The organism is Methanobrevibacter thaueri (assembly GCF_015062905.1).
GTDB lineage: Archaea > Methanobacteriota > Methanobacteria > Methanobacteriales > Methanobacteriaceae > Methanocatella > Methanocatella thaueri_A.
Map to the genome: position 1 here is coordinate 1 of NZ_SUTK01000013.1, position 23,297 is coordinate 23,297.

Here is a 23,297-nt window from a genome sequence, read left to right on the forward strand (position 1 = left end):
TGCCAAATATAGGGAGAGAATTAAAAAAAAAATAAGATTTGAGAATTATCGCTTAAATCGGATCAATAATTCCCTTTTCAGTAATTATTCCAGTAATCAGTTCTTTTGGAGTTATGTCAAAAGCTGGATTTATAACTTCGGTACCTTCAGGACAAATCCTTGCCCCACCATAATACCGTACTTCATCTCCATCTCTTTCTTCAATAACTGTATCATAAATGTTGATTTCATTATCAAATGTTGAGTATGGTGCAGCCACATAAAACGGAATGTCATGATGTTTAGCAGCGAGAGCCACCATAAAAGAGCCGACCTTATTTACAACTCCTCCTTTTGCAATTCTATCCGCACCAATGACAACCTTATCAATCATGCCCTGTGACATCAGATATCCTGAAGCAACATCAGGAATTAATTTAACTGGAATGTTCTCCTGTTGCATTTCCCACACGCTTAAGCTTGCGCCCTGTCCACGTGGACGAGTCTCATCACAAATCACGTTTATGTTTTTACCTGCATCGCGTGCTGCTCTAAATACTCCCAAAGCGGTTCCATAATCAACACACGCAAGTGCTCCAGCATTACAGTGAGTTAAAACTGTGTCTCCATCATCAATGACTTCAGCACCGAACTTTCCAATAGCCCTATTTGTTGCCATGTCTTCCTCATACATCTTAAGTGCTTCTGAAAGTGCATCATCACTATTCAATACTCTGTCAACTGCCCAGAACAGATTTACTGCTGTTGGCCTTGCCGCTTTAATTTCATCTGCAGCATCATCCAAATCAACACCTTCAATATCCGCCAATGCCATTGCAAAAGCGGCACTTACTCCAATAGCAGGAGCTCCGCGCACAGTCATATTCTTAATTGCCACTATAACATCCCGATAATCCTCACAGTAAACATAAGTCAACTCATCAGGAAGTTTTCTTTGATCAATAAGTTTTAATTTATTATCTTCCCATTCAAGTGTTTTCATTTTAACACCCAATAATTTAAAAAAAAGTTTAAAAAATATGAAGCATAATTAATGTTAGTTTCTAATTTTTGTTATGCAAAAATGCATAGAGTATTTATAATTATGCTTCCCGTCTAATTTAATATCCAAAAATGGATTGATTAGAGATGTATTAAAAATACATCTACATAATACTTTTTCAATTATCCTTTATAAATTTTTAGAAAAAACCTTAAAAAAACATGATATTTAAGGCAACCTAAAATTAATTAAGCATTCTCGGTCATGATAGGCACTACTTGTTTTTTACGGGAAACAACACCATCAAGTAATACGGTATTGTCCTCAAGTATTACACCGTAAGCCTTTTCAACTAAACCGGCTTCCTTACCTAATGCGATGACTTGAGAATTGCTGTTTACAATGTCTGTAATCAAAAGCATGAACAAGTCCAAATCTTCCTCTTCAATGATTTTATTCATTCCTGCTTCCAATTCATCTTTCATGGCCATGACATCAGAAATATCCGCAGTATTCACTTGATTAACAATTGATTTGACATCCTTAAAGTCTATTTGTTTTGCATCAAGGGACAGAATCTCGTCAATTGTGAAACTGCTTAAATCGGTACCTGCCTTAAGCATTTCCAATCCGTATTCTTCAGCATTGATTTCTGCAATTTCTGCAAGTTTTTCAACAGCAATTTTATCATCTTCAGTTGTAGTAGGTGATTTTAAAAGCAAAGTGTCTGAAATGATTGCAGACAGCATTAATGTAGCAATTTCCTTTGTAATTTCAACATCATTTTCTTCATATAACTTGCATAAAATTGTTTCGGTACATCCTACAGGTTCAAATCTTAAAAACAATGGATATGAAGTTTCCAAAGCAAGTTTGTGGTGGTCAACAACTTTTAAAATGTTTGCATTTTCTAAGTTATCGACTGACTCTGCAGGGGAGTTGTGATCCACAAGAATCACATTTGCATCATCTTCAACGCTTTCCAAAAGCTCAGGCGCTTCAATGCCCAAATAATTTAAGATAAATTCTGTTTCCTTATTGATATTTCCTAACCTATAAGCTTTAGCTTCGCTATTTCCTAATTCCTTTTCCAAGTTGGTCATTACCAAACTTGATGTGATTGAGTCACTATCTGGACTTTTATGTCCAAAAACAAAAGTTTCTACCATATTATTTCTCCTTTTTTAAATTATAACATTAACATAAACATTCAAACTATTTTAAAATAATTAATAATAGGATATGGGAACACATCCTATTAAGATTAACCTTTATACTTCAGTATATAGAACTTGGTATTTTCAACTTTACCCACTTTCTCTTTTGAAACATCTTTAGGTAAATCTATATCAGAACCTTGACGATATGCAAGATAAACTGTTTTGTTCTCATACTTGTTGAAATCGTCAGGCATTAGGAACCTTGTGTCCTTATCATCATAAAACAGAGTAAAATCCTTAGCCTTTTCCCGCTCTCCAACCGAGAATCCTCCATAAACAATAGAATCATTCAATTGATTATAGAAATGGACATACTTTACCATTCCATCAATGATAACAACAGAATTGTTGCTGTTGATACTTTGCAGGAATTCCTGATTTTTAACCAGTTTCTCATGATTGTCAGATATTTCATTAACCTGGTCAGCTATATTCGCTACACTGAACAGCACTAAAATAATTACGACAGGTATTATGACCCTTTTAAGGTCAAATTTAGATATGTATATTGAAAGACATAACCATAATACTGCAGTTGCAGGAATAACGTATCTAACAATGAAAATAGGGTTGAATACGATTGATACGGTAACTCCAACAAGGATTGTTCCAATGAACATTAAGGACCCGATTAGAACAATATCCGCATCCTCTTTTGATTTCCTATAATAAATCAGAATGCTAATAAATATTGCCAAAAATACGATTGCCAAAGCCAGATTTACGTAAAATTCGGCAGTGTCAGTGAATATTGATGCGAAAAACTGCACAAATGTTTCGAATGTAATTTCATCAATCCAATAACTGCCGGATACTGAGTTTATCTGTTTTAACAAGTATGGAACCCATGGGACAAAACATAAGATACCGAATACTGTTGATATAAGCCAATTTTTAATTTGTGTTTTATTCTTAAGGAGCACATGCACCAACAATAACATATACAATAGAATTGATGGGATAGCAACAAAATAATGAGTATATGCCCCACAAACTGAGAAAAATGCCAATAAAATCCAACTTTTCAATGAAGGATTTCTTAAAATTTCACATGCGTATAAAAAGCTTACCACTAAAAACAACAGACCCCAAGGATACATTCTTGCAATTGAAAACATTGTGAAAAAGTCAGCCATAGTCAAAAGTGTAAATGCAAATAACCCTCCAACTAACCATCCATAATCCTTTCTGATTTTGGTTAGGGATATCACAAATATAATAACATATGGAACTACAGACACCATCTTCATTAAGGTAATCATGTCAAATGGAATATGAAGCCATTTAAACAGATACACCGGCATCAAAGCAATGGCATAGTATAATGGGGGATGCACATCCTTAGCGGTTAAATGAACCATTTCTTTAAAGGAAATATTCAAAACACCTTGAGTAAACCATTCGTCAATGTGTAAAAAAGGCTTTTGAATGATTAAAAATATCAATAGCCCCAATACAAATAGACTAAGAATAAACAAGGCTTTTCCCATATTATCTTTAAGTTTATCACCATTATTAATATTCAATTTATTTCACCTTAGAATTTAATTTATAATAATACAAGCAAAATAAGAAAAAATAATCTTATCAAATTATTGAGATATGGATATTTATGATTTTTATATAATTTATTTGTTTTGAAAGAATCATCTTTATGGCGAATCACACAATAATTTTTTAAAAAAGATAGGATTTTAAAATATTTAAAAAATAGAAATGCAAACATTTTCATTCGAAACAAATGTTTACCAAGCAAATAAAAAAAAGTAAAAAATTTAGTAATGACTTTGAGGAGTCATTCCTAAATGATGATCTTCGCTTTTCTTACCAGGTATTCCGTAAGCATCAGCTCTGCATTGAGTACATGCCCTGAATACAGGTATAATCTCTTCAACTTGTTCCCTGACAGATTCCATCATCATACAGTCAGGCCTTTCAAGGTCTTTCATTTTACCTAAAGGAATTAAAGGTAAAACATTCATCAAAGCAGCACCTCGTTTTTCGACTTCACGAGCGATTTCAACAATGTGCTCATCATTGACTGTTGGAATTAAAACTGAATTAACTTTAACAACCAATCCGTTAGCAGCTGCCTTTTCAACACCTTCCAATTGATTTTTGATTAAAATCTCAACAGCTTCACGACCCTTGTAAACTTTACCTTCATATTTGATGAATGAATAAATTTTCTCTGCAATTTCAGGATCAACTGCATTAATTGTAACTGTTACGGAATTCACACCGAGTTCAGCTAATCTGTCTGCATATTTTGGAAGCAGAAGTCCATTTGTACTCATGCATTTTATTAAATCAGGCTGTTCTTCTGCTAATTTTTCAAAGAATTCAAATGTTTCTTCATTTGCAAGTGAATCTCCAGGTCCTGCAACTCCAACAACCGCAATAGGACCCTCTGCAGTAACATCATTAATATGAGTAATTGCATCATCAGGCTTCATTATACATCCTGCAACACCAGGTCTGTCTTCTTCATTGTTAATATCTCTTGTACAGAAATTACAAAAGATATTGCATTTAGGTGCTACCGGTACATGTGCTCTTCCGACTTTATCGTGCATTTTTTCATTAAAACATGGATGTGCCCTTGTTATATGTGCAAATCTTGAACCGTTATGTTCATTCATAATACCACAACTCCATAAATATAACATCTGTTAATTAGTATTGATACGAACAAATATATAAAGCTTTCTACATGCCATTATTTAATTCATCAATAAATTCATGGCATTTTTCAAGCCATTCATCCTTGATTAACTCATCAGTAGCTACAACTGCAACAATATTTTCAGAAGACAAATCTTTAATGTTTTTAAAGCCTTCAGGCAATATTCTAAAGACTGCATCATAAATACGTCTTTGTAAATTAGAATGAGGGTCATCAACAACAACGGAACTTAAGTCAGTGTAATCTCCCTTAATCTCAAGCTGGTATCTGTTGGGCTGGTAGATTTCATCCCTTGAAAATTGCATCCATAAGATTTTCAAAATATTTGGAAGATAATTTTCATTGTCAACCAAAATCATGGTCTTATCGTTAGCTTTATCATAAGTTAAATTAGCAACATCCTCAAATCTAATGACATTTGAAGTTTTTCTCATTTTAATAGCTAAGACAAATACAGGGTCATCAGGATTAACATAAGCCTTTAAATCATCAACAGAAGCACCTAAAACCAAATCTTGAAAGATCTGTTTTATGATGATTTCATAAACTTCAGCTCCACGCTCATCATAGCATTCAACTAACATCAAATCCACCCTTTAAATATTATTTATCATCTTGTCTGTGTCCCATTCCAGATACTAAAAGAGCCGCTCCAACAGCACCAATATGTTGAGAGTATTCAGGAACAATTACTTCGATTCCACCTAAGGTTTCACTTACAGCCTCAACAAGACCTGAAATCAAACTTGTTCCACCTACCTGAATCAATGGTTACGAATGTCAATTTCCTGAAGTTGTTGTTCATAAACTTGTTCAGAAACGGAGTGACATGCAGCAGCTGCAACATCAGCTTTGGAACCTCCTGCAGCAAGTGTGGTAACAAGGTCTTGAATACCGAATACGATACAGTAGGAGTTCAACATTGCCTTTCTCCAATCTCCCTGAACTGCCAATGGACCCAGTTCGGTAATGTCAACATCCAACCTACGGGAAGTCATGTCCAGGAATCTTCCTGATGCACCGGCACAGATACCACCCATGGTAAAGTTATCCGGAATACCGTTATTAACAGTGATTACCTTGTTATCCATACCACCAATATCCAAAACGGTTGCTTCACCTTTTTGACAATCTGCCAGATACACTGCACCTTTTGCATTAACGGACAATTCTTCCTGAATAAGTTCCGCTTTAAATTCCTGACCCATTGTGAATCTACCATAACCGGTAGTTCCAATACCGTCTAAGTCATCCCAGTCGTAATCAGTTTGACCGAAAGCTTCTGCAGCAGCAGTTTTTGCAGATTCGATAATGTCTTTTGTGGCAGTCCAACCGGTTCCAATAACTTGATTGTTTTCCATAAGCACCGCTTTTGTAGTGGTTGAACCTGAGTCAAGTCCAAGAGTAAGGCCTTCTTGTTTTTCACGGGCAAGAATGCTTCTACGAGTTACGGTAGTAGCTAATGCTTCCATACGAATAAACAGTTCGTCAGCTTTTGTCCTTTCAGTGAATGAATAGGTAACAACCGGAATACGAGTGTTATTTTGTATAAACCTTCTTACCTCATTTCTTACCAATGCCGCTTCGGCACACCTGAAACAAGTTGCAATAAATACCGCATCAGGTCTTGATCTACCTTCTACAATAGCCATGGCTCTTGCAATCATCAATTTTAAACTTGAACTTTGAGCTGAAAAACCGAATTTTTCATAAGACTCGTCAATATAATCCAAATCGATTTCAGGAAGAACAATTTCAGCGCCAAACTTATTTGCCGCCTTTTCAATTTCCTTTTGAATTCCACTGTATTCTGTTCCGCATGAAACTAATGCAATTTTAACCATATTATTCTTCCTCCTTAGCAGTTTCTTCAAGTGAATCCACAAAATCGTTGATTTGATTTACCATTGCATAGGTTTCATCTTGATTTGTAGGATAATTTAATTCTAAAACAGGAATTCCCTTATTCCTAAGTAAAAATATTGATAATTCATTGGTTCTTGCACAACCAATACAACCGAATCCATATGGAGCTCCATCTACAACAATTGCGGCCTCCGCTTCATCTATAAGTGGCCCAATAATTGCCATCCTTCCACGAACGCCTGAAGGAACTTCAATTGCAGCATATTTAAGTCCTTGAATTGGGTCGTCTTCTGTAATATTCATTGGAGGAGAATCAATCTCCGGGTCTTTTATTTTTTGCCTAATTTGTTTTTGTAAAACTAAAGGAGTATGACCTTTTCTTTCTAGCAAATCTGCCAGAATTAATGAGTTTGGTGGATAAACAGCGATTTTAACCATATTTTCACCTATTCTTCTTTATCTAAACAATCATTCATGATTCTTTTAAATTCATCAACGCTAACTGGTTTTTTCTCTTCAATTTCTACATCTTTGCGCTCTTCCAACGCATTTGCAACAAAACCAAGTATTCTGTACTCTTTTTCCATTTGATGGAAACCTTCTCGTGGACCGAATCGGTGACCTCTGCAACGTCTAGGGTCACCTGGAGCAAATCCTCTTTCTTTTGTGAAAATGTGGTTTGGATCAAGCTTTCTTATTTCCTCAATCGCCTTATAAACATCTGCACTTTTTCCACTAATCATAGATCCATAACAAGTATTCTTTATTGTAAGCGGCAATCCAAGCATGTGAAACTCAGTGACAATTTCCTGTTCACTTACATGAGCTCCCGGCCCAATAAAAATCATACGAGTAATTACATCCGGATCCCAATCTTCTGTACCTAAATCAGGACTCATTGTCAGATTCTGTGACATAAACTTCCACTCCCTCTTTTAATTTTTCAAGATGATCATAATCAGATGTGATGTCTCCAATTATATTTGTTGCCTCAAAGCTTTCTGCAGTCGGACCAAATTCTAAATTGTCCTCAAATCTAATACCAATCAAACCGGCACTTTTTGAAGCCATGTTTGTAATACCTATTTGGCCCCTGATTACCTTATCTACTGGGTTATTTTCAGGAATTAAACCTTTAGCCAATTTTTTATCCCCTTCAAAGATAACAATATGCATTCCAGGTACCGCAAAGTGAACTTTGATTTTACCAACAGGATTTTCTAAAAGTCCAGACAGGAATTTGAAGTACTTTACAGACCTTGGAGCATTATCTACAAATTTGATAGTGCATAAGTCTTCTTTGTTAACTGCCTTAGTTATTACCTGACCCTCTTTTAGGATATCAATTGTATGTTTTGGAGTCTGTTCGACAATTATTGCATCATCATCGACCAAACCATCTATCATGTGTTCAACACCAACAGCAGACAGCATTTCTGTAGCTTCTTTTTGAGTCTTATTCAATAGCATCAATCTTTGCTGCTCGGATTTGACTGTAATGAAATCATTTTCCTTTGCAATGTCAATGATTTCCATACCATTTACAATATGGCCGACAGTAGTATGATTTGGAGTTAAAACTCTGTTTTCACGATAGATATATAATTTTCCTACACCTACACCGTTATTTCTAACAGTTATTGTTCCCCTATTCCTCAAGGTAGTATCCTCTTTAGGTTTGATTATTCCCGCCAGGTCATAAAAACCTATAAATGATTCGCTATCATAAGAAACCTTAATTCTACCATCTTTAATAAGTGAAAATAAATGTTCTACACAAATCGGTGAGTCCTCATCGATTTCGAATGAAATATAAGTAAATAATTCATTGCCCTCTTGTAAAACTGTGCTTAAATCGGAAACTGAAGCACTGTCTGTTGTTGTGCTTCTTTCGATGATTGGCTCAATGCCTGTTATCTTATCATCGTCTGTCAAATTGTCCAATGTTTTTTTACCACCAATAATACGGGCAAAAATACCTTTGTTATATGGAGGCACACTATAGACATTTGTAGTGTTTTCCTTAAGCATTATTAAATGAGTAGACTCATTACTAAAACTAGATAAACTTAAAACAACATCTCCTTCAAAATATTTATGTTCATCAGAAGTAGGTTCCAAATCAGTTACGATAGGTCCGACAGCCACTTCAGTTGGAGTGGACCATCGAATATCCAAATCAACAAATTCCTCATATTGATTCTTCCAAACATCAATAAGAGGTTTTGCCTCCTCTGACTCGTCTAACTGAATTATTATTGAACCCTTGTTTGTTTTAATTTTATACTTGCTAATATTCTTTTCAAGTTCCTTTTTACCTTTTATTAAGCAAATAATACTTCCTGGAGTATAAGGAGCATTAGTTTCAGCGATTACATCTTGAATTGATGAACCGTCTGCCACTTCAACTTCTTCTCCATTAATTTTAATTAACATACAATCTCCAATAAGAATTTTTAATATTATATATATTTGATGTTTTAATATAAAATAATTATTTATTTGAATTTGGAAAATTATATTAACACAAAGTTATAACAATTATATTAATGGAGGGAAAATTTATGCAGATAAATAAAAAACATATCTTTTCTTTACTGATCATCCTGATTATCCTCGCAGGAGCGATATCAATTGCCAGTGCATACACAAGAACAGGATTTTCACACAGCGTTCCAAGTTCCAAGTACCATGATTTGTCCGCATCAGATATCCTAAATAAATATGAGGACACAAGCTGCAGCGTTGAGGAACGTGCAGTCTGCACACATGTGGTTGATGGAGACACCATATATTTGGACAATGGTGAAAAGGTACGTTTTGTAGGAGTGAACACTCCTGAGAGAGGCGTTGAAGGATATATTACATCAAAAAACTTTGTTCAAAAACTATGTCTGAATAAGGAAGTGGGCATCGACATTGATGATTCAAAACACACCGACCGTTACGGCCGTACATTAGGAGTCGTTATCGTTGGTGGAAAAAACGTTAATGAAATGCTCCTAAAAGAGGGTCTCGCCGAAATCATGTATATGCCTCCAAGCGAATTTTATCCATATGACTGGGCAAACAGCGATACACATGTATCAGAGTCACACAGCTCATCTTCATCAAGTTCCCATCCAACAAGCAGCGAATCTACAAGCTCATCCGATTCCGCCAGCTATGTCGGAAATGCAAATTCAGGAAAATTCCATGAAGCAAGCTGCAATAGCGTGAGCAAAATGTCTGAAGGAAACAAAGTGTTCTTTTCAAGCAGAGATGATGCAATTAATCAGGGATATCAGCCTTGTAAGCGTTGCAATCCCTAATTTAATATCTTAATTGTTTGATTTCCATTTCCAGCCTATCCAAATCATCATAATTTTGAGCAATATTGGAATACAGTAAACCCAATGAGTAGTTTCCGATACTTTCAATCAATGGTATTACAATACCTATATAGATTAAAAATCCGACATATGGGATGGACAGCACAAATGATGTGACAAATGAAATTACAATCATCAATACCAGCATGACTATTGCCCATTTGATTATGTTGGCTATGCCTATGTTTCTAATGTCTCCTACGACCTTATTAATTTTTAAAGCTTCAGGCAAACTGTTTAGGTAAGCCATTCTTGCCTTTGCAAAAAACAGTAGAAACTCAAATATGACATATGTGATTACAATCAAAAGAATTATCAAACCGACTGTCGCCAAAAAGGTATGAACCTGCAAGTTACGAAGCAAATCCACACTTGCGGGACCCAATGTAGTCAGAACAATGAAAAATACGATAGCCGGAACAATCATATAAACGATTCTCAGGAATAATACCCTGACTGAATCATAAATGTTATTGACCAAATTAAAGGAAGGAAGCATTGAAGACTCCCTTGATCCGGTTTTAACAATGGACAATAAATAACCCGGCACAATCAGGATGAATATAAAAAATGCAAATACTCCAAAATACACCATATAATCATTATTCAACGCCATTCCAATTGGAACGATAGACACTGCGATGAACAGAAGAAAAAGAAGGGGCAATTTGGCAAGGTTTCTAAAAGGATACTTAAAAGAATTTGAAATAATCTTTCCTACGTCCATAACATCACCTCATCTGAATATGAATACAGGATTCCTTTCCTGATTAAACACTTCGGCCTGCTGGCCATCATAATTCAAATAAAGGCAATTGGAATCGGTCACCTCACCGACCACTTCCGCAGCAATCGAGAATCTTGACAGATAATCCTTAATGTATTCGCAGTACTCCTCGGAAGCGGTGAATACAAAACCTGAACCCGGATATGACCTGAGCCAGTCAACCCATTCCACGCTCTCATTTCTTGGAATGTCCTCCAGATTGACTACAGCTCCTTTTCTGGAAGTTTCAAGTAGCATTTCCAATGTTCCAAGTATTCCAGGATTTGAAATGTCCTTTCCGGATTTGATATAATCGTTTTCAGCCAGGTATTGTACAGCAGTAATCTGGTCCTGAACTATTTTTGCATCCTTGTCGTATGTAGTGTCCCAATTCAGGCTGAACATTTCATGAGGCTTGCCGTCAAGGTCAATCGCAACAATCACCTTGTCTCCAACTTCCGCCCCAAAGCTTGTTATAATCTTATCCTTTTTTGCAATGCCAACAATTGCGACACCAAGGGAATCGACTTCCCCATCGGGATGCAGGTGTCCTCCAACCATAGGAACTCCAAACTTCAAGCATCCGTCTTTGATTCCCTTCAATAAATCCTCATAAATATCATCATTGCTTATTGACATTATGTTGACCATTGCGAGAGGTTTTCCTCCCATTGCAGCAATATCATTTACATTTACAAGCACAGAACAATACCCCGCCCAGTAAGGGTTTACATTCATAATGTCTCCCCAGATTCCATCTGCGGCGATAAGCATCACCTGATCATTTCCGATGTCAATAGCTGAAGCGTCATCTCCAATATCTATCACAACATCTCCAGAAACGTTGTATGATTCCTTCAAAAGAGATATGACATTATCTATTGAGCCTTTACGAGTAACTCCCTTAAATTCCTGAATTTCTCGAACAAGATTATTAAAATCCAATTTTACACATCCCAGTTTTATTCGATATAATTAATTTTATATTTACAATTAATATTTTTTATAATTTCTTCAATTTTTGCTTCAACATCATCAATATTTCCAAAGTCATGTGATTCCCGTTTGCCGCCGAAGATTTCCTTTTTAATATCTTGGCCGATGATGTCATCAAAACCACTTTCAACCTCAAAGATTATAGAATTCTTGACCTTAAATCCATCTTCCACGACCTTGTCCAAATCCCCATCAGTTATTCCAATTACAGGTATATCAAATCTGTACAGAATGTCCGAAGATATCAATGTGGTGTCATCCCCAACTGTTATAACAAGACTGGAATTTCTAAACTTATAGACATCCTCACCCGCATGGTCAAGAAAAGTAACTATGAACTCCTCAGGTTTATCATTTGAAATGACTCTCGGAGTGACTTTGGCATGTCTTAAAAGACCGGTTTTTATGATTGCGCTCTCCAGGTCAACCTCCCCAAGCTTTTCCAATCCATGACTTTTAAGTTCCCCTCCGACAATATCAACAATGTGATTGTCCTTGGCTATCAGTATCAGCCTATCAGAGTTTGTCTTTCCTATTACGACACTGTTGACCATTATATTCTCACCTGGGCTTACGCCATGGACAATCCTTTGATTTACTCCAACATCGTCCTGCCTAATGTGATTGTCATAGATATCCTCAGGAGTTACAATGTCCAGTCCCAATTTCTGGGACAATTCCTGAACGAGTTCAATATCATTGTTCCAGGCAATTATGCTGCCGTCACTTTCACCAGGACGCTCAATTTGAATCACAGGAACATCATTATCCTCAATCTTATCGACAAAATGATTATAAACCTTATATCCGAAAACTTGTCCGGTCACATCGGATTTTCCATAATTCAGTAAAAATATCACATCAACCCGTTCATCATAAAACAGCTTTAAGGAATCGCTGGGAACCAATTTACGGGAAATATCAATAACGTTTTCCAGATTGGCATCGATTACTGCAGTGCGACCCATTGTCCCCCCTAACCTTGCAGAAACGTCACCGTATGTTTTGAGCAGTTCAATCAATCGCAAGGCATATCCTGAATCAATTATATTAGGGCCATGAACCACAACACCAATTCTCATTTGTTCACCTTTATTCTTTTTTTAAATATGCGAGACCCGCATATTTCACAGTCATCAAATGGATAATCCTCATCATATTCCTTTTTACACCCTTCACAGACTTTTTTCCAGTTATATATTCCCTTGATGCCTTCTGTAATTACACCAGAATATGGAATATCCATGATTTTCAAGGTATTCTGAATTGTATAGTCATCGCTAATCACCTTGACGTCATGCCCCATTTCACGCAGCATATATGCAAGTGATATTAATTTTTTATCAGGGGTGGATAACCTTAAAATATCACCTGAATCAGATATAATATCATTGACACTTGATATGTATTTGGAAGGCACATCTTGTATACATAGACTGCCCTCTTCAAGGGCCATGTCAAACGCCAATTTAGATTTGAAATCCTTTATTTCAGATGTGATTTCCGGAACCGTAAAATTGTTGTCGGAAACAATTTTAAAGCCGTTAATAAAAGCGGATGCATCCAGCACATAAGTAGTTTCCATGAAGTTATATTTGAATTTATAAATTTATAAAACTTAACTATCTCAAAAATATGCCCTTAAAAAATGGGACTGTGAATAAGTTTTGAATAGATTTGGAATAAATTTGGAACAAGTTGTGAATAAAGTTGGAACAACTTCACAACAAGTACTGAATAAATTTACTATAAAGTCTTAAAAAGATTGGAAAATCTTTTAAATAGAATTTGAAGAAATTTAGAACATATTTTGAAAAAGTTATTTAAATTCTAACAAGTAAACTAAAATTAACAAGAAATTTTAAGAAAAAAATTTCTGAAAAGTGACTCTTGGAGGATCAAAATATGAGTATCTCAAACAACATTGACAATGATATTAAATTTCTTGCAAAATCTGAAATAAGACTAAAAATTCTAAGTGAATTGGATAAAAATCCTAATAATGTTCGGGGCATTGTTAAAAAAACTGATATAGCATATAGCTCTGTTTCAAGCAATATTCACAAATTGCAAAGCCACAACTACATTACAAAGGTTGAAAATAAATATCACATCAATCCAATGACCCAGGTCTATTTTAAAACATTGATGGACTTCAAAAACAGCGTCGAACTGGTAAACAACTATGATGCATTTTGGAGCAAGCATGATTTAAATCAGCTAAGCATAACATCAATCAAGAGAATCACAGATTTAAGAGATTCAAAACTGATTGAAACAACACCGATTGACATATACAAGACCCACAACACTATCAAAAGTCAAATTATGGATTCAAGAAATGTGAAGGCGATATTTCCATATATTCATCCTGAATATCCCAACCTGATTGAAGGCGTTTTGGAAAATAACGGAACAGTTGAATTAATTGTGCCTGAAACCATATTCAAGGAACTGATGTTTCGTGTCAACAGCACAATCAGAAGAAAAGCAATCAGAAACAAGAAGTTAAAGGTCTACAGCTTCAAGAATAAGTTGAATCTGTATCTGACAATATGTGACGGCAGCATGAGCCTGGGACTATTCAAAAATGACGGCAGTTTTGATCAGAACCGTGTTTTGGTATCTGACGACGAACAATCCTGCAACTGGGCCGAAGAATTATTCAACCATGTCAAAAAACAGGTGAAAGAATGAACACAGCGGAATCAAAAAAGGAATTGACTAAAGAGTTCAGCGGAATCAAATACATATTGACTTCAGGAATGAGGTCAAAATTACTCCTGGCGATTTATGACGGGCCTAAAAACTTGGATGAATTAAGGAAGGAATTGAAAAAGCCTTCAGCAACAATCCTGCATGGATTGAAAGAATTGGAAACAATAAACCTAATCAGAAAAGTCCAGAAATATTATGAACTCACATCTAATGGATTCCTATTAACAACCAATATGGTAAAACTTATTGAGAATTGGTACTCAATCAAAAAAAATAAGCAATTCTGGAACAGCCATGATTTGGATGGAATTCCTGATGACCTATTGAAGGACATTTATCTTTTAAAAAATGCAGAATATGTCGCATCAACAACAAGCGACCTATCAAACGCATTTAACACATACATCAAATTAATTTCTAAAGCAAAGAAATTGAAAATAATACTTCCAATTTATTCGGAAAACCACTTCAAACATCTGATAAAACTATTGAACGGCAAAAAACTGAAAGAATTGGAACTGGTGGTTAGTGAAGAAATCTTAAATTCAATTGAAGAAAATGAACTGCTCAAAAAAGAACTGATCGGCAATAAAAAAGTGAAAATTAAATGCGTCGAAAGGAAATTGAAAGTCTTTTTGACATACAGCGAAGAATTTATGTCACTAACCCTATTCTTTAAGGACGGTCACTATGATGATTCGCAGCTATTGACTGCAAAAGACAAAAATGCAATCAAATGGGCAAAAACTCTCGAAAAAAGCATATAAAAATAATGGAGGAGGTTAGATGGCAAGTTTACAGAAGACATTAGCAAGTTGGAATCTGCTTGAAATAAAAGATAAGGAACTTTTGAACTTTTTAGTTGGAAGAGAAGGAGGAAAAACAAGCATTCTCATATTAGATTTGATACTTCAAAAACCATATAACAAAAACCAGATAGCAAGACAATTAGGACTAGATTACAACACCGTAAACTATCACATTAAGATTATGTGTGACCACAACTACGTTACCGCAGAAAGATTCGAAAAAAGTGTCTTCTACTATCCTACTGAAAAATTTAATAAGGCTCGTCATGAATATACTATATTAAAAGAATATGTATTAAACAGATAAATTATCAAACAATGGAGAATTTATATGAAAAGTGAAACTACCGAACAACACAAAAGCGAATCATCTTCTGACATTTCATGCGGAATAATAACTCTTAGCGACAGTAGAAAATCTGAAAAATTAGATTTGTCAGGAAAGATAATCTCTGATGAAATCGAATCCAGATATACTTTGAAGTCTAAAAGTTTAATTCCTGATGAAAAAGATGAATTGATTAATGCAATAGAAAAAATGATTTTCGAGGGCGTTGATGTTATTTTGACAACCGGAGGCACCGGTTTGGATATCCGTGACATCACTGTTGAAACAGTGGAATCACTTTTCGAAAAAAAAATAGATGGGTTTGGAGAACTTTTTAGATATAAATCTTTTGAGGAAATAGGTTCTGGAGCTCTTCTTTCAAGAGCAACAGCCGGCGTTTACAAAAAGACACTAATATTTTCCATGCCCGGTTCTCCAAATGCTGTTAAAACAGCATTAAGCTTGATTATTGATGAACTTCCACATTTTGTTCATCATGTAAATAAATGATGAAATTAACTTTCATCATTTTCTAATCAAAAAATTCATTGACAGTGATTAAAGGCTCTAAGGTTATGCCCGCTTTTTCAAACTCTTCAATAGCGCCTTCCTGCCTGTCAACCACAACAAATGCCCTAACTACTTTACCGCCATTATCCTGAATAGCGTTTATTGCTTTTAAAAGTGATCCACCAGTAGTGGAAACATCTTCAACCACAATAACATTATCATCCTGGTTCAGTTCACCTTCAATTAATTTGGATGTTCCGTAGCCTTTCTTCTCTTTACGAATCATCAATAAAGGAAGTTTAGATTCTAAAGAAACTGCAGTGGCGATTGGAACTGCGCCCAAGGCAGGGCCAGCAACTTTATCAACATTTTCGCCAGAAATCTTTTCTGTAATCAGCTTTGAAATTGTGGATAAGATTTCAGGGTCTGTGATTGCCTTTTTCATGTTAACGTAATAATTACTTTTCTTTCCGGAAGCTAGAGTAAAATCGCCTTCAAGAAATACTTCATTTTCCTTTAATAAATCAATCAAATACTCTTTTGAAACCATTATAAATCCTCTTCGCCTTTAAGTAAAATTTTATCCCCAATGACTTTAACAAGCTCCATTGGAACTAGATTTTCACTAGCCTTGATTTGTTCAGAAAATCCTGTCTTTTTAAGAACCAAATCAGTTATTTCATATGTGTCCTTATCTAAAATTACATCAGAAACTTTACCGACAATTTGAATATCCGCATCAAGAACTTCTTTTCCAAATAATTCATCTCTTATTCTCATAAAAAACACCTTTTTAATATTAGATAGTTTTTAATATTAATTAATTCTTTCTAAAAAATAATGTGAAAAAGCAAAATTGTATTAAATAGTAACAATATAATAACAATTAGTTTAAAGGTGAATATATGGAAGAAAAAACTTTCAGCGTATCGGAAATTAATTCATATCTCAATAAAAAGTTTAAAGAAGATCCGAATTTAAAAGTTATTTATGTTAAAGGTGAAATATCTAATTTCAAAACATATCCAAGCGGACATAGCTATTTTACATTGAAAGATGAGAAATCACAAATTCCGGCAGTGATGTTTAAAGGAAGAAAGCACAGCCTCAAATTTCAGCCTGAAAATGGTATGAAAGTGATTATCAAAGGTAAAATCGAAGTTTTTGAAAGAGACGGCAAATATCAGTTATATGCATCAACAATGACCGAAGACGGAATAGGAAATCTGCATGTTGCCTTTGAACAACTGAAAAAAAAGCTTAAAGCAGAAGGTCTGTTTGACGACGCCCATAAAAAGGAAATTCCAGAATACCCTGGAAAAATAGGAGTTGTTACCTCACAGACAGGAGCTGCAATACGGGATATCATAACAACAATCGAGAAAAGATACCCTTATTGCGAAGTCCTTATCTTTTCAACACTAGTTCAGGGAGAACAGGCTGCCCCTCAAATCGTACAGCAAATTAAACATGCCCAGCAATTCGACATTGACACATTGATTGTCGGTCGTGGAGGGGGAAGCATAGAGGATTTATGGCCATTTAACGAAGAGATAGTGGCAAGGACAATTTATGACTGCAAAATACCGGTCATAAGTGCAGTAGGTCACGAAGTTGACTTTACCATATCCGATTTTGTGGCGGATGCAAGAGCTCCAACACCAACAGGCGCTGCAGTGATGGCCGTTCCGGATGTCAATGACGTTAAATTCAAAATTGTGCAATTAAGAAATAGATTGAACAAAGACATTAACGATAAGATTATGCAAAACAGGACCAAATTAAAACATGTTTCTGAAAAGCAGATTTTTAAAAATCCAGAATCCATTTACGAAATTAAATCCATGACATTGGACAATCTGGTTACCAAATTAGAGTTTTCATCTAAAAATATCATTGCAGAAAATCGAAACAAATTGCTGGAACTGGAAAACAAGAATATTATGAAAAATCCTGATGAAATCATCAGAATGAAAAGAGAACCATATCTGAGAAACGTTGATAAACTAGCTGTTCTTAACCCTCTTTTGACATTGAAAAGAGGTTATACATTAACAAGAGTAGAAGGAAAAGTGGTGTCTTCAGCAAAAGACGTGAAGTCTGGGGACAAGCTTGATGTTGAATTTGATGACGGAACTGTAAATACAAGGGTGATATAAATGGAAAATTTAAGTTTTGAAGAAAGTTTAGAAAAATTAGAAGAAATCGTGACCAAATTAGAAAACGGAGACGTGCCGTTGGACGATGCAATCGATGAGTTTAACAATGCTATGCAATTAGTTAAAATCTGTGAAAACAAGTTATCAAAAGCGGAAGAGTCAATTGCAAAAATAGTAAAAGACAATGGAGATGTTGTTGAATTCAATTCAACAGAGTGAAATTGTCTTTAATTTTTTAAAAAAGAAAAAAAGAAAATTTAAAGATCAGTAGCCTCAGCATCAAAAACATCAATGATGAGTTCTGAAGAGACTAAATCTTGAATATTTTCTCCAAATCTTATAAAATGATCAGTTTGCAAATGTGTGCCTAAAATCTCTTTTGATTCCCATTGTTCAACAAATAACAATGTGCCATCTGCAGTATTAGAATATAAATTATAATCTATGTTTCCTTCTTCTTTTTTAGTATTTTCAATTAAATCTTGTGCAAATTCAACAATTTTTGCACATGCATCTTCATCTTTAGGAATTGCTTTAGCTAAAACCATTATCATTAAAATCACCTCATAATTAAGGAATCTCAATTAAATATTAAGAAATTATGAAAATGGACATAATTTCCTAAATATTTAACTGAAGTTGAAATTAAATATATTAGTAATACCTATTATATTTTAAGATAACTATATTTTACAAATAGAGCAGTTAAAAATATTACTCAATTTTCAATCTTATTTCTCGAACTGTGGGATTCCAGTAATTCTAAGTCCACCATAATGGGATCTGTATTTAATATTCAATCCGATTAATAATGGAGTGATTTTTTCGATTATTCTTGATTTTTCTAATATTCCACAGTCAATAGCTTGGACACCTGGAAGTTTGTCTATAAGTTCAATTGCAACTTCTTTAGCTTCCTTATCATCCCCTGCAATTAAACAATCACAGTCTATTTCATTTGGAATATTGGATAAGTGGGAGTTACTGATATTACAGAATGCACAAATTACCTTTGCACCGGTTCCTTCAAGGATTTTAGCAGTTCTTTCTGCAGCAGATCCTTCCATTAAATCAATGAAACGGAAAGGTTTTCCTCCAATAGCTGTTTCAAGAGGAACAGTTGCATCAAGAACAATTTTGTCAGCACAAAATTCTTTAATTCCTTCTAGTGTAGGTTTTTGAGCTGCAAGAGGTACTGTGAGAATTAATATATCTCCAGCTTTTGCCGCATCTTCGTTGGCCATACCTACAATATTTAAATCATAGTCTTTAAGTTCTTCAATTGTTTCTTCAACAATGGTTAAAGCTTTTTCTTCTTTACGTGATCCAACAATTACTTCAACACCTTCAATTGCAAATCTTTTTGCAATTCCAAGTCCTTGTGGACCAGTTCCGCCAATTACTGCAACTTTCATAATATCACCTTAAAAAAGAAAATATATGTAATGATTAAAAATCATTACATAAAATGTATCTAGTCGAGATCTAACATTACTACAGGTTTGATTAAGTCTTTAGGTTTGTCTTTCATCAAGAGTAAAGCATCTTCGATTTTTTCAAGACCTTTGAATTTGTGGGTAACTAATAATTCTGGGTCTTGTCTGCCGCATAATGCTAAGTCAGCAAGTCTTTCCATTCTTACTGCTCCACCAGGACATAATCCGTTTTTAATGTTGATGTTGGACATACCGCAACCCCATTCTACACGAGGGATTAATACGTTGTCAGCACCACTTAAGTAGTTTACGTTGGATACAGTTCCTCCTGCTTTTGCAGATTTGATTGCTTCAGCCCATGTGTTTTCTAAGTTACCACCTGCAATAACAACTGAGTCTACACCAGCACCGTCGGTTAATTCCCTTACTTGTTCGTCGATAGGTCCTTCTCTGTAGTTTATGATGTCTGTTGCGCCGTATTTTTTAGCAACTTCAACGGAGATTGGACGAGTACCTGCTGCGAACAGTCTTCCTGCACCTAAACATTTTGCACCAGCAATAGCTGAAAGACCTACAGCACCGATACCGATAACTAATACGGATCCACCTAATGGAATGTCAGCGTTTTCTGAACCCATCATACCGGTAGACCACATGTCGGTTAACATACATGCGCCTTCGTCGGATAATCCGTCTGGGATGAATGTTAGGTTTGCGTCTGCCATGTTTACATGGAATCTTTCACCGAATACACCGTCTTTGAAGTTGGAGAACTTCCAACCACCGAGAGGTTCGGTTGTTTGTGATGGGAATCCTCTTTGTGCTGCTTCGTCATCCCAGTCAGGAGTAATAGCAGGAACAATTACACGGTCACCAGGTTTGAATTTGGTAACGTGGCTACCTACTTCAACAACTTCACCAACAGCTTCGTGACCTAAGATCATGTCTCTTCTGTCACCGATAGCACCTTCCCATACAGTGTGAATATCTGAAGTACATGGAGATACACAAGTTGGTTTAATGATTGCGTCTAATGGTCCACATTCAGGAACTTCTTTTTCTACCCATCCGATTTCATTGAGTCTTTTCATTGCAAATCCTTTAAAAGTTGCCATTTTTTTCACCTCTTTTAAGTAAAACATTCATATAAAATTTAAGTGAAAAAACAAGGAAAAATAAACAAAAAATGTTTATAAATAACTCATTTAAACACTTATTTCTTCAAATAACACGATTAAAAACGTGTTAATTTAGAAATAACTAAATAGAATACAAATGTTTTCTATTATAATATTTTACAAGGCCCATATATAAAAGTTACTACTTAACGGTGGCATATTTTCAGTATTACTAAATAATTATGGATTAAATAATATTTTTAAGGGTTCTTGATAATTTTTTATTAAGATGATTTTAATTAATTTGAAAATAAAAATTTTAAAAAAAATGCTAAAAATTCACAAGGCCTATGAAAATTGAAGACAAAATTAAAAAATTAAAATTAAATTTCAGAATTTCAAGGTGATGTAAAAATTTCATGTTGATGATAAAAATTAATATTGATGAAAAATTAAATTCAGAACGTAAAAAAAATAAATTATAAAAAAAAAATAAAGAATGAAATTAAAAAAATTATTTCAAAATATACTTTTTATATGAATTATAGAATCTATATGCATCTTCAATACCTGATTCTCCATCAACTAAAAGCATTTCAGAATTATCAAAGACAGAATCATCATAAAATAAGAATATTGATGCAAAAATGTCTGAGACAGTGAAAAAGATATTTGAAATGTCTTCAACAATATAATAATCAATCTTTTTATCACGAACCAATGCTTTAAAATAGTTTTCAGAATCTGATTTGACAATTAAATCATAGATTGTTTTAGTAGTCAGTAAATCCAAATGCCCTTCGTGATCGATTAAAGCTTCATATATTGAATCCATGAAAATTTTTGAAAATACCGGCAAAATCATACAGATATCTGTAGATTTTTTTATATTTTCAAGATACACATTTATAGGCTTTGCGAATTCTGTGATACTGGACTTTACAGATGAAACTCCGCTGAAGGAAGAAATGCCTTTTAAAAAACGAGTAGGTATCGATTTAATGGCATGGTCTTCCCAAAACCTCTCCTGATTGTCTATATTATCAAAATTAGATGACATATTTTGTAAATTCTTAGCAAATAAAAAACCTATGGAGGTAACAGCATATTTCCTGTTCGGCAAACGTGTAATGAATTTACAGGATTTCAAATCGTTTAACCCTCTGGAAATATTACCTGATTTTCTATTGAACTCTGATTCAAGTTCTTTAATAGTCTTACTGGATTCATATAAACTAAGCAATAATTTTAATCTTGTTTCGGATGAAAGAATAAATTTTAAATAATTAAAATCATTCAAATTGCTGTTTTCATCAAAAAAATTGGAACTAATGATCATCACCCCTGCCGTTTGGATAAATAATATCTTCTAATGAAACATAATCGCCGCATAATTTTTCATATTCATCAAAAAGTTTCAATCCAAATTCTATAGCCTCCTGACTGGTGGAAGTGATAACCGCATTCTGATTGAACTCGCCATTTTTAGTATAAAAGGCTAAGACCAAACATTTGTCAGAAACTGTGAATGCAAATTGAATATTGCAATCATTAGGCTTTAATTTGACAAATTTATTTTTAATGTTCGGACTTTTAGGAACATAATCCTTAATAAAATTTTTTACGGCTTCAGAAACCTCATCGGGAAGAATCAGTTCAACAGTACAATCATTATCAATCCAATAACTTATAATATCGTCATGTTTTGGATGGAAATAAGGAAATATGCCTTTTAAAAATTTGAATCCCATCAATGAACGTTGAAAAATTTCAGTAGCTTTAAATAAATCAACATTATTGGACTCGATTAGTTTAGATCCATCAAATGCAGATAAATCTTTAATTGTATCAATATTGATATCTATGAGAGAATAATTTAAAAAATCGGATTTTTCTTTTAAAAAGGTACATGCTTTGTTAAAATAAAGTACATTAGTTAATTTAAGCTTTGTTTTATTGAATAAATAAAATTTGTCTTCAACACTGAAAATAAATTTTCTTTGTTCAAGTTTATTAATATTATCCAGTATGGAACTATAGCTATAGCCTGTTTTTTCCTCTATTTCTTTTATTGATGCCGAAGAGTTATATAAACATCCTAAAATTTTCAAACGAATTTCAGAGTTAATTAAAAACTTAAGGTCATCTTGAAAATTTAAGAAATTGTTTTTATCCAATGTGTTACCCAGAATTACACCTCCTCAGAATATTCTAATATATATTTTATAAAATATTTATACTTTCTAATTCAGTATCAATATTAATTTTATAATTTTATATTATTATAAACTTATATATGCTATTATCTGTTCAATATTAAATATTCGATAAA

The 23,297-nt window shown here is 34.2% G+C and carries 26 protein-coding genes and 1 pseudogene; 7 read left to right on the top strand and 20 right to left on the bottom strand.

What is annotated here, in order from left to right; genetic code table 11:
• Positions 1-52: 52 nt before the first annotated feature.
• The 9 genes and pseudogenes from mtnA to E7Z79_RS04045 form a co-directional block, all read right to left on the bottom strand.
• The gene (gene mtnA, locus E7Z79_RS04005; protein WP_303738688.1) at positions 53-982 is read right to left on the bottom strand and encodes an S-methyl-5-thioribose-1-phosphate isomerase; all 930 of its coding nucleotides are present in this window, start codon (positions 980-982) and stop codon (positions 53-55) included.
• Between the two features lie 248 nt (positions 983-1,230).
• A complete protein-coding gene (locus E7Z79_RS04010) occupies positions 1,231-2,151 on the bottom strand; it encodes a manganese-dependent inorganic pyrophosphatase (RefSeq protein WP_303738689.1) in 921 nt (306 codons plus the stop codon).
• A gap of 95 nt (positions 2,152-2,246) precedes the next feature.
• Positions 2,247-3,728, bottom strand: a complete 1,482-nt coding sequence (locus E7Z79_RS04015; RefSeq protein ID WP_303738690.1) for a hypothetical protein — start codon at positions 3,726-3,728, stop codon at positions 2,247-2,249.
• Positions 3,729-3,977: 249 nt separating this feature from the next.
• Complete coding sequence (locus E7Z79_RS04020) at positions 3,978-4,844, bottom strand: radical SAM protein (RefSeq protein WP_303738691.1); 867 nt, start codon at positions 4,842-4,844, stop codon at positions 3,978-3,980.
• A gap of 67 nt (positions 4,845-4,911) precedes the next feature.
• Positions 4,912-5,472: a methanogenesis marker 17 protein gene (locus tag E7Z79_RS04025; RefSeq protein WP_303738692.1), complete on the bottom strand. Its 561-nt coding sequence runs from the start codon at positions 5,470-5,472 to the stop codon at positions 4,912-4,914.
• Positions 5,473-5,491: 19 nt separating this feature from the next.
• Positions 5,492-6,732 (bottom strand): annotated as a pseudogene (locus tag E7Z79_RS04030) (methanogenesis marker 15 protein).
• Position 6,733: 1 nt separating this feature from the next.
• The gene (locus E7Z79_RS04035) at positions 6,734-7,192 is read right to left on the bottom strand and encodes a methanogenesis marker 5 protein (protein ID WP_303738693.1); all 459 of its coding nucleotides are present in this window, start codon (positions 7,190-7,192) and stop codon (positions 6,734-6,736) included.
• An 8-nt stretch (positions 7,193-7,200) separates the two neighbouring features.
• A complete protein-coding gene (locus tag E7Z79_RS04040) occupies positions 7,201-7,671 on the bottom strand; it encodes a methanogenesis marker 6 protein (RefSeq protein ID WP_303738694.1) in 471 nt (156 codons plus the stop codon).
• On the bottom strand, positions 7,643-9,190 hold the full coding sequence (locus E7Z79_RS04045; protein ID WP_303738695.1) for a methanogenesis marker 3 protein: 1,548 nt from the start codon (positions 9,188-9,190) through the stop codon (positions 7,643-7,645). Before E7Z79_RS04045 ends, E7Z79_RS04040 begins: the two co-directional genes overlap by 29 nt.
• Before the next feature lie 128 nt (positions 9,191-9,318).
• Here E7Z79_RS04045 and E7Z79_RS04050 point away from each other — a divergent pair, with 128 nt between their 5' ends.
• Positions 9,319-10,065 carry a thermonuclease family protein gene (locus tag E7Z79_RS04050; protein WP_303738696.1) on the top strand — a complete coding sequence of 249 codons (747 nt, stop codon included), beginning with the start codon at positions 9,319-9,321 and terminating at the stop codon, positions 10,063-10,065.
• Position 10,066: 1 nt separating this feature from the next.
• Here E7Z79_RS04050 and E7Z79_RS04055 read toward each other — a convergent pair whose 3' ends face one another.
• The 4 genes from E7Z79_RS04055 to E7Z79_RS04070 are packed head-to-tail and all read right to left on the bottom strand — an operon-like array spanning position 10,067 to position 13,472.
• A complete protein-coding gene (locus tag E7Z79_RS04055; RefSeq protein ID WP_303738697.1) occupies positions 10,067-10,852 on the bottom strand; it encodes a DUF4013 domain-containing protein in 786 nt (261 codons plus the stop codon).
• A gap of 9 nt (positions 10,853-10,861) precedes the next feature.
• Positions 10,862-11,836, bottom strand: a complete 975-nt coding sequence (locus E7Z79_RS04060; protein WP_303738698.1) for a methanogenesis marker 2 protein — start codon at positions 11,834-11,836, stop codon at positions 10,862-10,864.
• A gap of 17 nt (positions 11,837-11,853) precedes the next feature.
• On the bottom strand, positions 11,854-12,969 hold the full coding sequence (locus E7Z79_RS04065) for a DUF2117 domain-containing protein (protein ID WP_303738699.1): 1,116 nt from the start codon (positions 12,967-12,969) through the stop codon (positions 11,854-11,856).
• A complete protein-coding gene (locus E7Z79_RS04070; RefSeq protein ID WP_303738700.1) occupies positions 12,966-13,472 on the bottom strand; it encodes a ribonuclease VapC in 507 nt (168 codons plus the stop codon). Before E7Z79_RS04070 ends, E7Z79_RS04065 begins: the two co-directional genes overlap by 4 nt.
• A gap of 320 nt (positions 13,473-13,792) precedes the next feature.
• Between E7Z79_RS04070 and E7Z79_RS04075 the strand changes: the two genes are divergently transcribed.
• Genes E7Z79_RS04075 through E7Z79_RS04090 form a run of 4 tightly spaced genes read left to right on the top strand, consistent with a single transcriptional unit; the run spans position 13,793 to position 16,252 of the window.
• Entirely contained in the window at positions 13,793-14,584 is a 792-nt protein-coding gene (locus tag E7Z79_RS04075; RefSeq protein ID WP_303738701.1) for a winged helix-turn-helix domain-containing protein, read from the top strand.
• Positions 14,581-15,372 carry a winged helix-turn-helix domain-containing protein gene (locus E7Z79_RS04080; RefSeq protein ID WP_303738702.1) on the top strand — a complete coding sequence of 264 codons (792 nt, stop codon included), beginning with the start codon at positions 14,581-14,583 and terminating at the stop codon, positions 15,370-15,372. Before E7Z79_RS04075 ends, E7Z79_RS04080 begins: the two co-directional genes overlap by 4 nt.
• 19 nt (positions 15,373-15,391) lie before the next feature.
• A complete protein-coding gene (locus tag E7Z79_RS04085) occupies positions 15,392-15,721 on the top strand; it encodes a winged helix-turn-helix domain-containing protein (protein WP_303738703.1) in 330 nt (109 codons plus the stop codon).
• Between the two features lie 24 nt (positions 15,722-15,745).
• The gene (locus tag E7Z79_RS04090; protein WP_303738704.1) at positions 15,746-16,252 is read left to right on the top strand and encodes a molybdenum cofactor biosynthesis protein B; all 507 of its coding nucleotides are present in this window, start codon (positions 15,746-15,748) and stop codon (positions 16,250-16,252) included.
• Positions 16,253-16,274: 22 nt separating this feature from the next.
• On the opposite strand, the gene pyrE is transcribed toward E7Z79_RS04090, so the two are convergent.
• Positions 16,275-16,802, bottom strand: a complete 528-nt coding sequence (gene pyrE / locus E7Z79_RS04095) for an orotate phosphoribosyltransferase (RefSeq protein WP_303738705.1) — start codon at positions 16,800-16,802, stop codon at positions 16,275-16,277.
• Entirely contained in the window at positions 16,802-17,032 is a 231-nt protein-coding gene (locus E7Z79_RS04100; protein ID WP_303738706.1) for a PRC-barrel domain-containing protein, read from the bottom strand. The genes pyrE and E7Z79_RS04100 overlap by 1 nt, the downstream gene beginning before the upstream one ends.
• A 125-nt stretch (positions 17,033-17,157) precedes the next feature.
• On the opposite strand from E7Z79_RS04100, the gene xseA reads away from it, so the two are divergent.
• Positions 17,158-18,411: an exodeoxyribonuclease VII large subunit gene (xseA, locus tag E7Z79_RS04105; protein WP_303738707.1), complete on the top strand. Its 1,254-nt coding sequence runs from the start codon at positions 17,158-17,160 to the stop codon at positions 18,409-18,411.
• Positions 18,412-18,630, top strand: a complete 219-nt coding sequence (locus tag E7Z79_RS04110) for an exodeoxyribonuclease VII small subunit (RefSeq protein WP_295609164.1) — start codon at positions 18,412-18,414, stop codon at positions 18,628-18,630.
• 38 nt (positions 18,631-18,668) lie between these two features.
• Here E7Z79_RS04110 and E7Z79_RS04115 read toward each other — a convergent pair whose 3' ends face one another.
• From E7Z79_RS04115 to E7Z79_RS04135, 5 genes are all read right to left on the bottom strand, one after another.
• The gene (locus tag E7Z79_RS04115; RefSeq protein WP_303738708.1) at positions 18,669-18,965 is read right to left on the bottom strand and encodes a putative quinol monooxygenase; all 297 of its coding nucleotides are present in this window, start codon (positions 18,963-18,965) and stop codon (positions 18,669-18,671) included.
• Positions 18,966-19,142: 177 nt separating this feature from the next.
• A complete protein-coding gene (gene npdG / locus E7Z79_RS04120; protein ID WP_303738709.1) occupies positions 19,143-19,826 on the bottom strand; it encodes an NADPH-dependent F420 reductase in 684 nt (227 codons plus the stop codon).
• 59 nt (positions 19,827-19,885) lie between these two features.
• Positions 19,886-20,962, bottom strand: coding sequence for an NAD(P)-dependent alcohol dehydrogenase (locus tag E7Z79_RS04125; protein WP_303738710.1), 1,077 nt, complete (start codon positions 20,960-20,962; stop codon positions 19,886-19,888).
• Between the two features lie 517 nt (positions 20,963-21,479).
• Positions 21,480-22,115: a hypothetical protein gene (locus tag E7Z79_RS04130; RefSeq protein WP_303738711.1), complete on the bottom strand. Its 636-nt coding sequence runs from the start codon at positions 22,113-22,115 to the stop codon at positions 21,480-21,482.
• A 178-nt stretch (positions 22,116-22,293) separates the two neighbouring features.
• Positions 22,294-23,142, bottom strand: a complete 849-nt coding sequence (locus tag E7Z79_RS04135) for a winged helix-turn-helix domain-containing protein (RefSeq protein ID WP_303738712.1) — start codon at positions 23,140-23,142, stop codon at positions 22,294-22,296.
• Between the last annotated feature and the right edge of the window lie 155 nt (positions 23,143-23,297).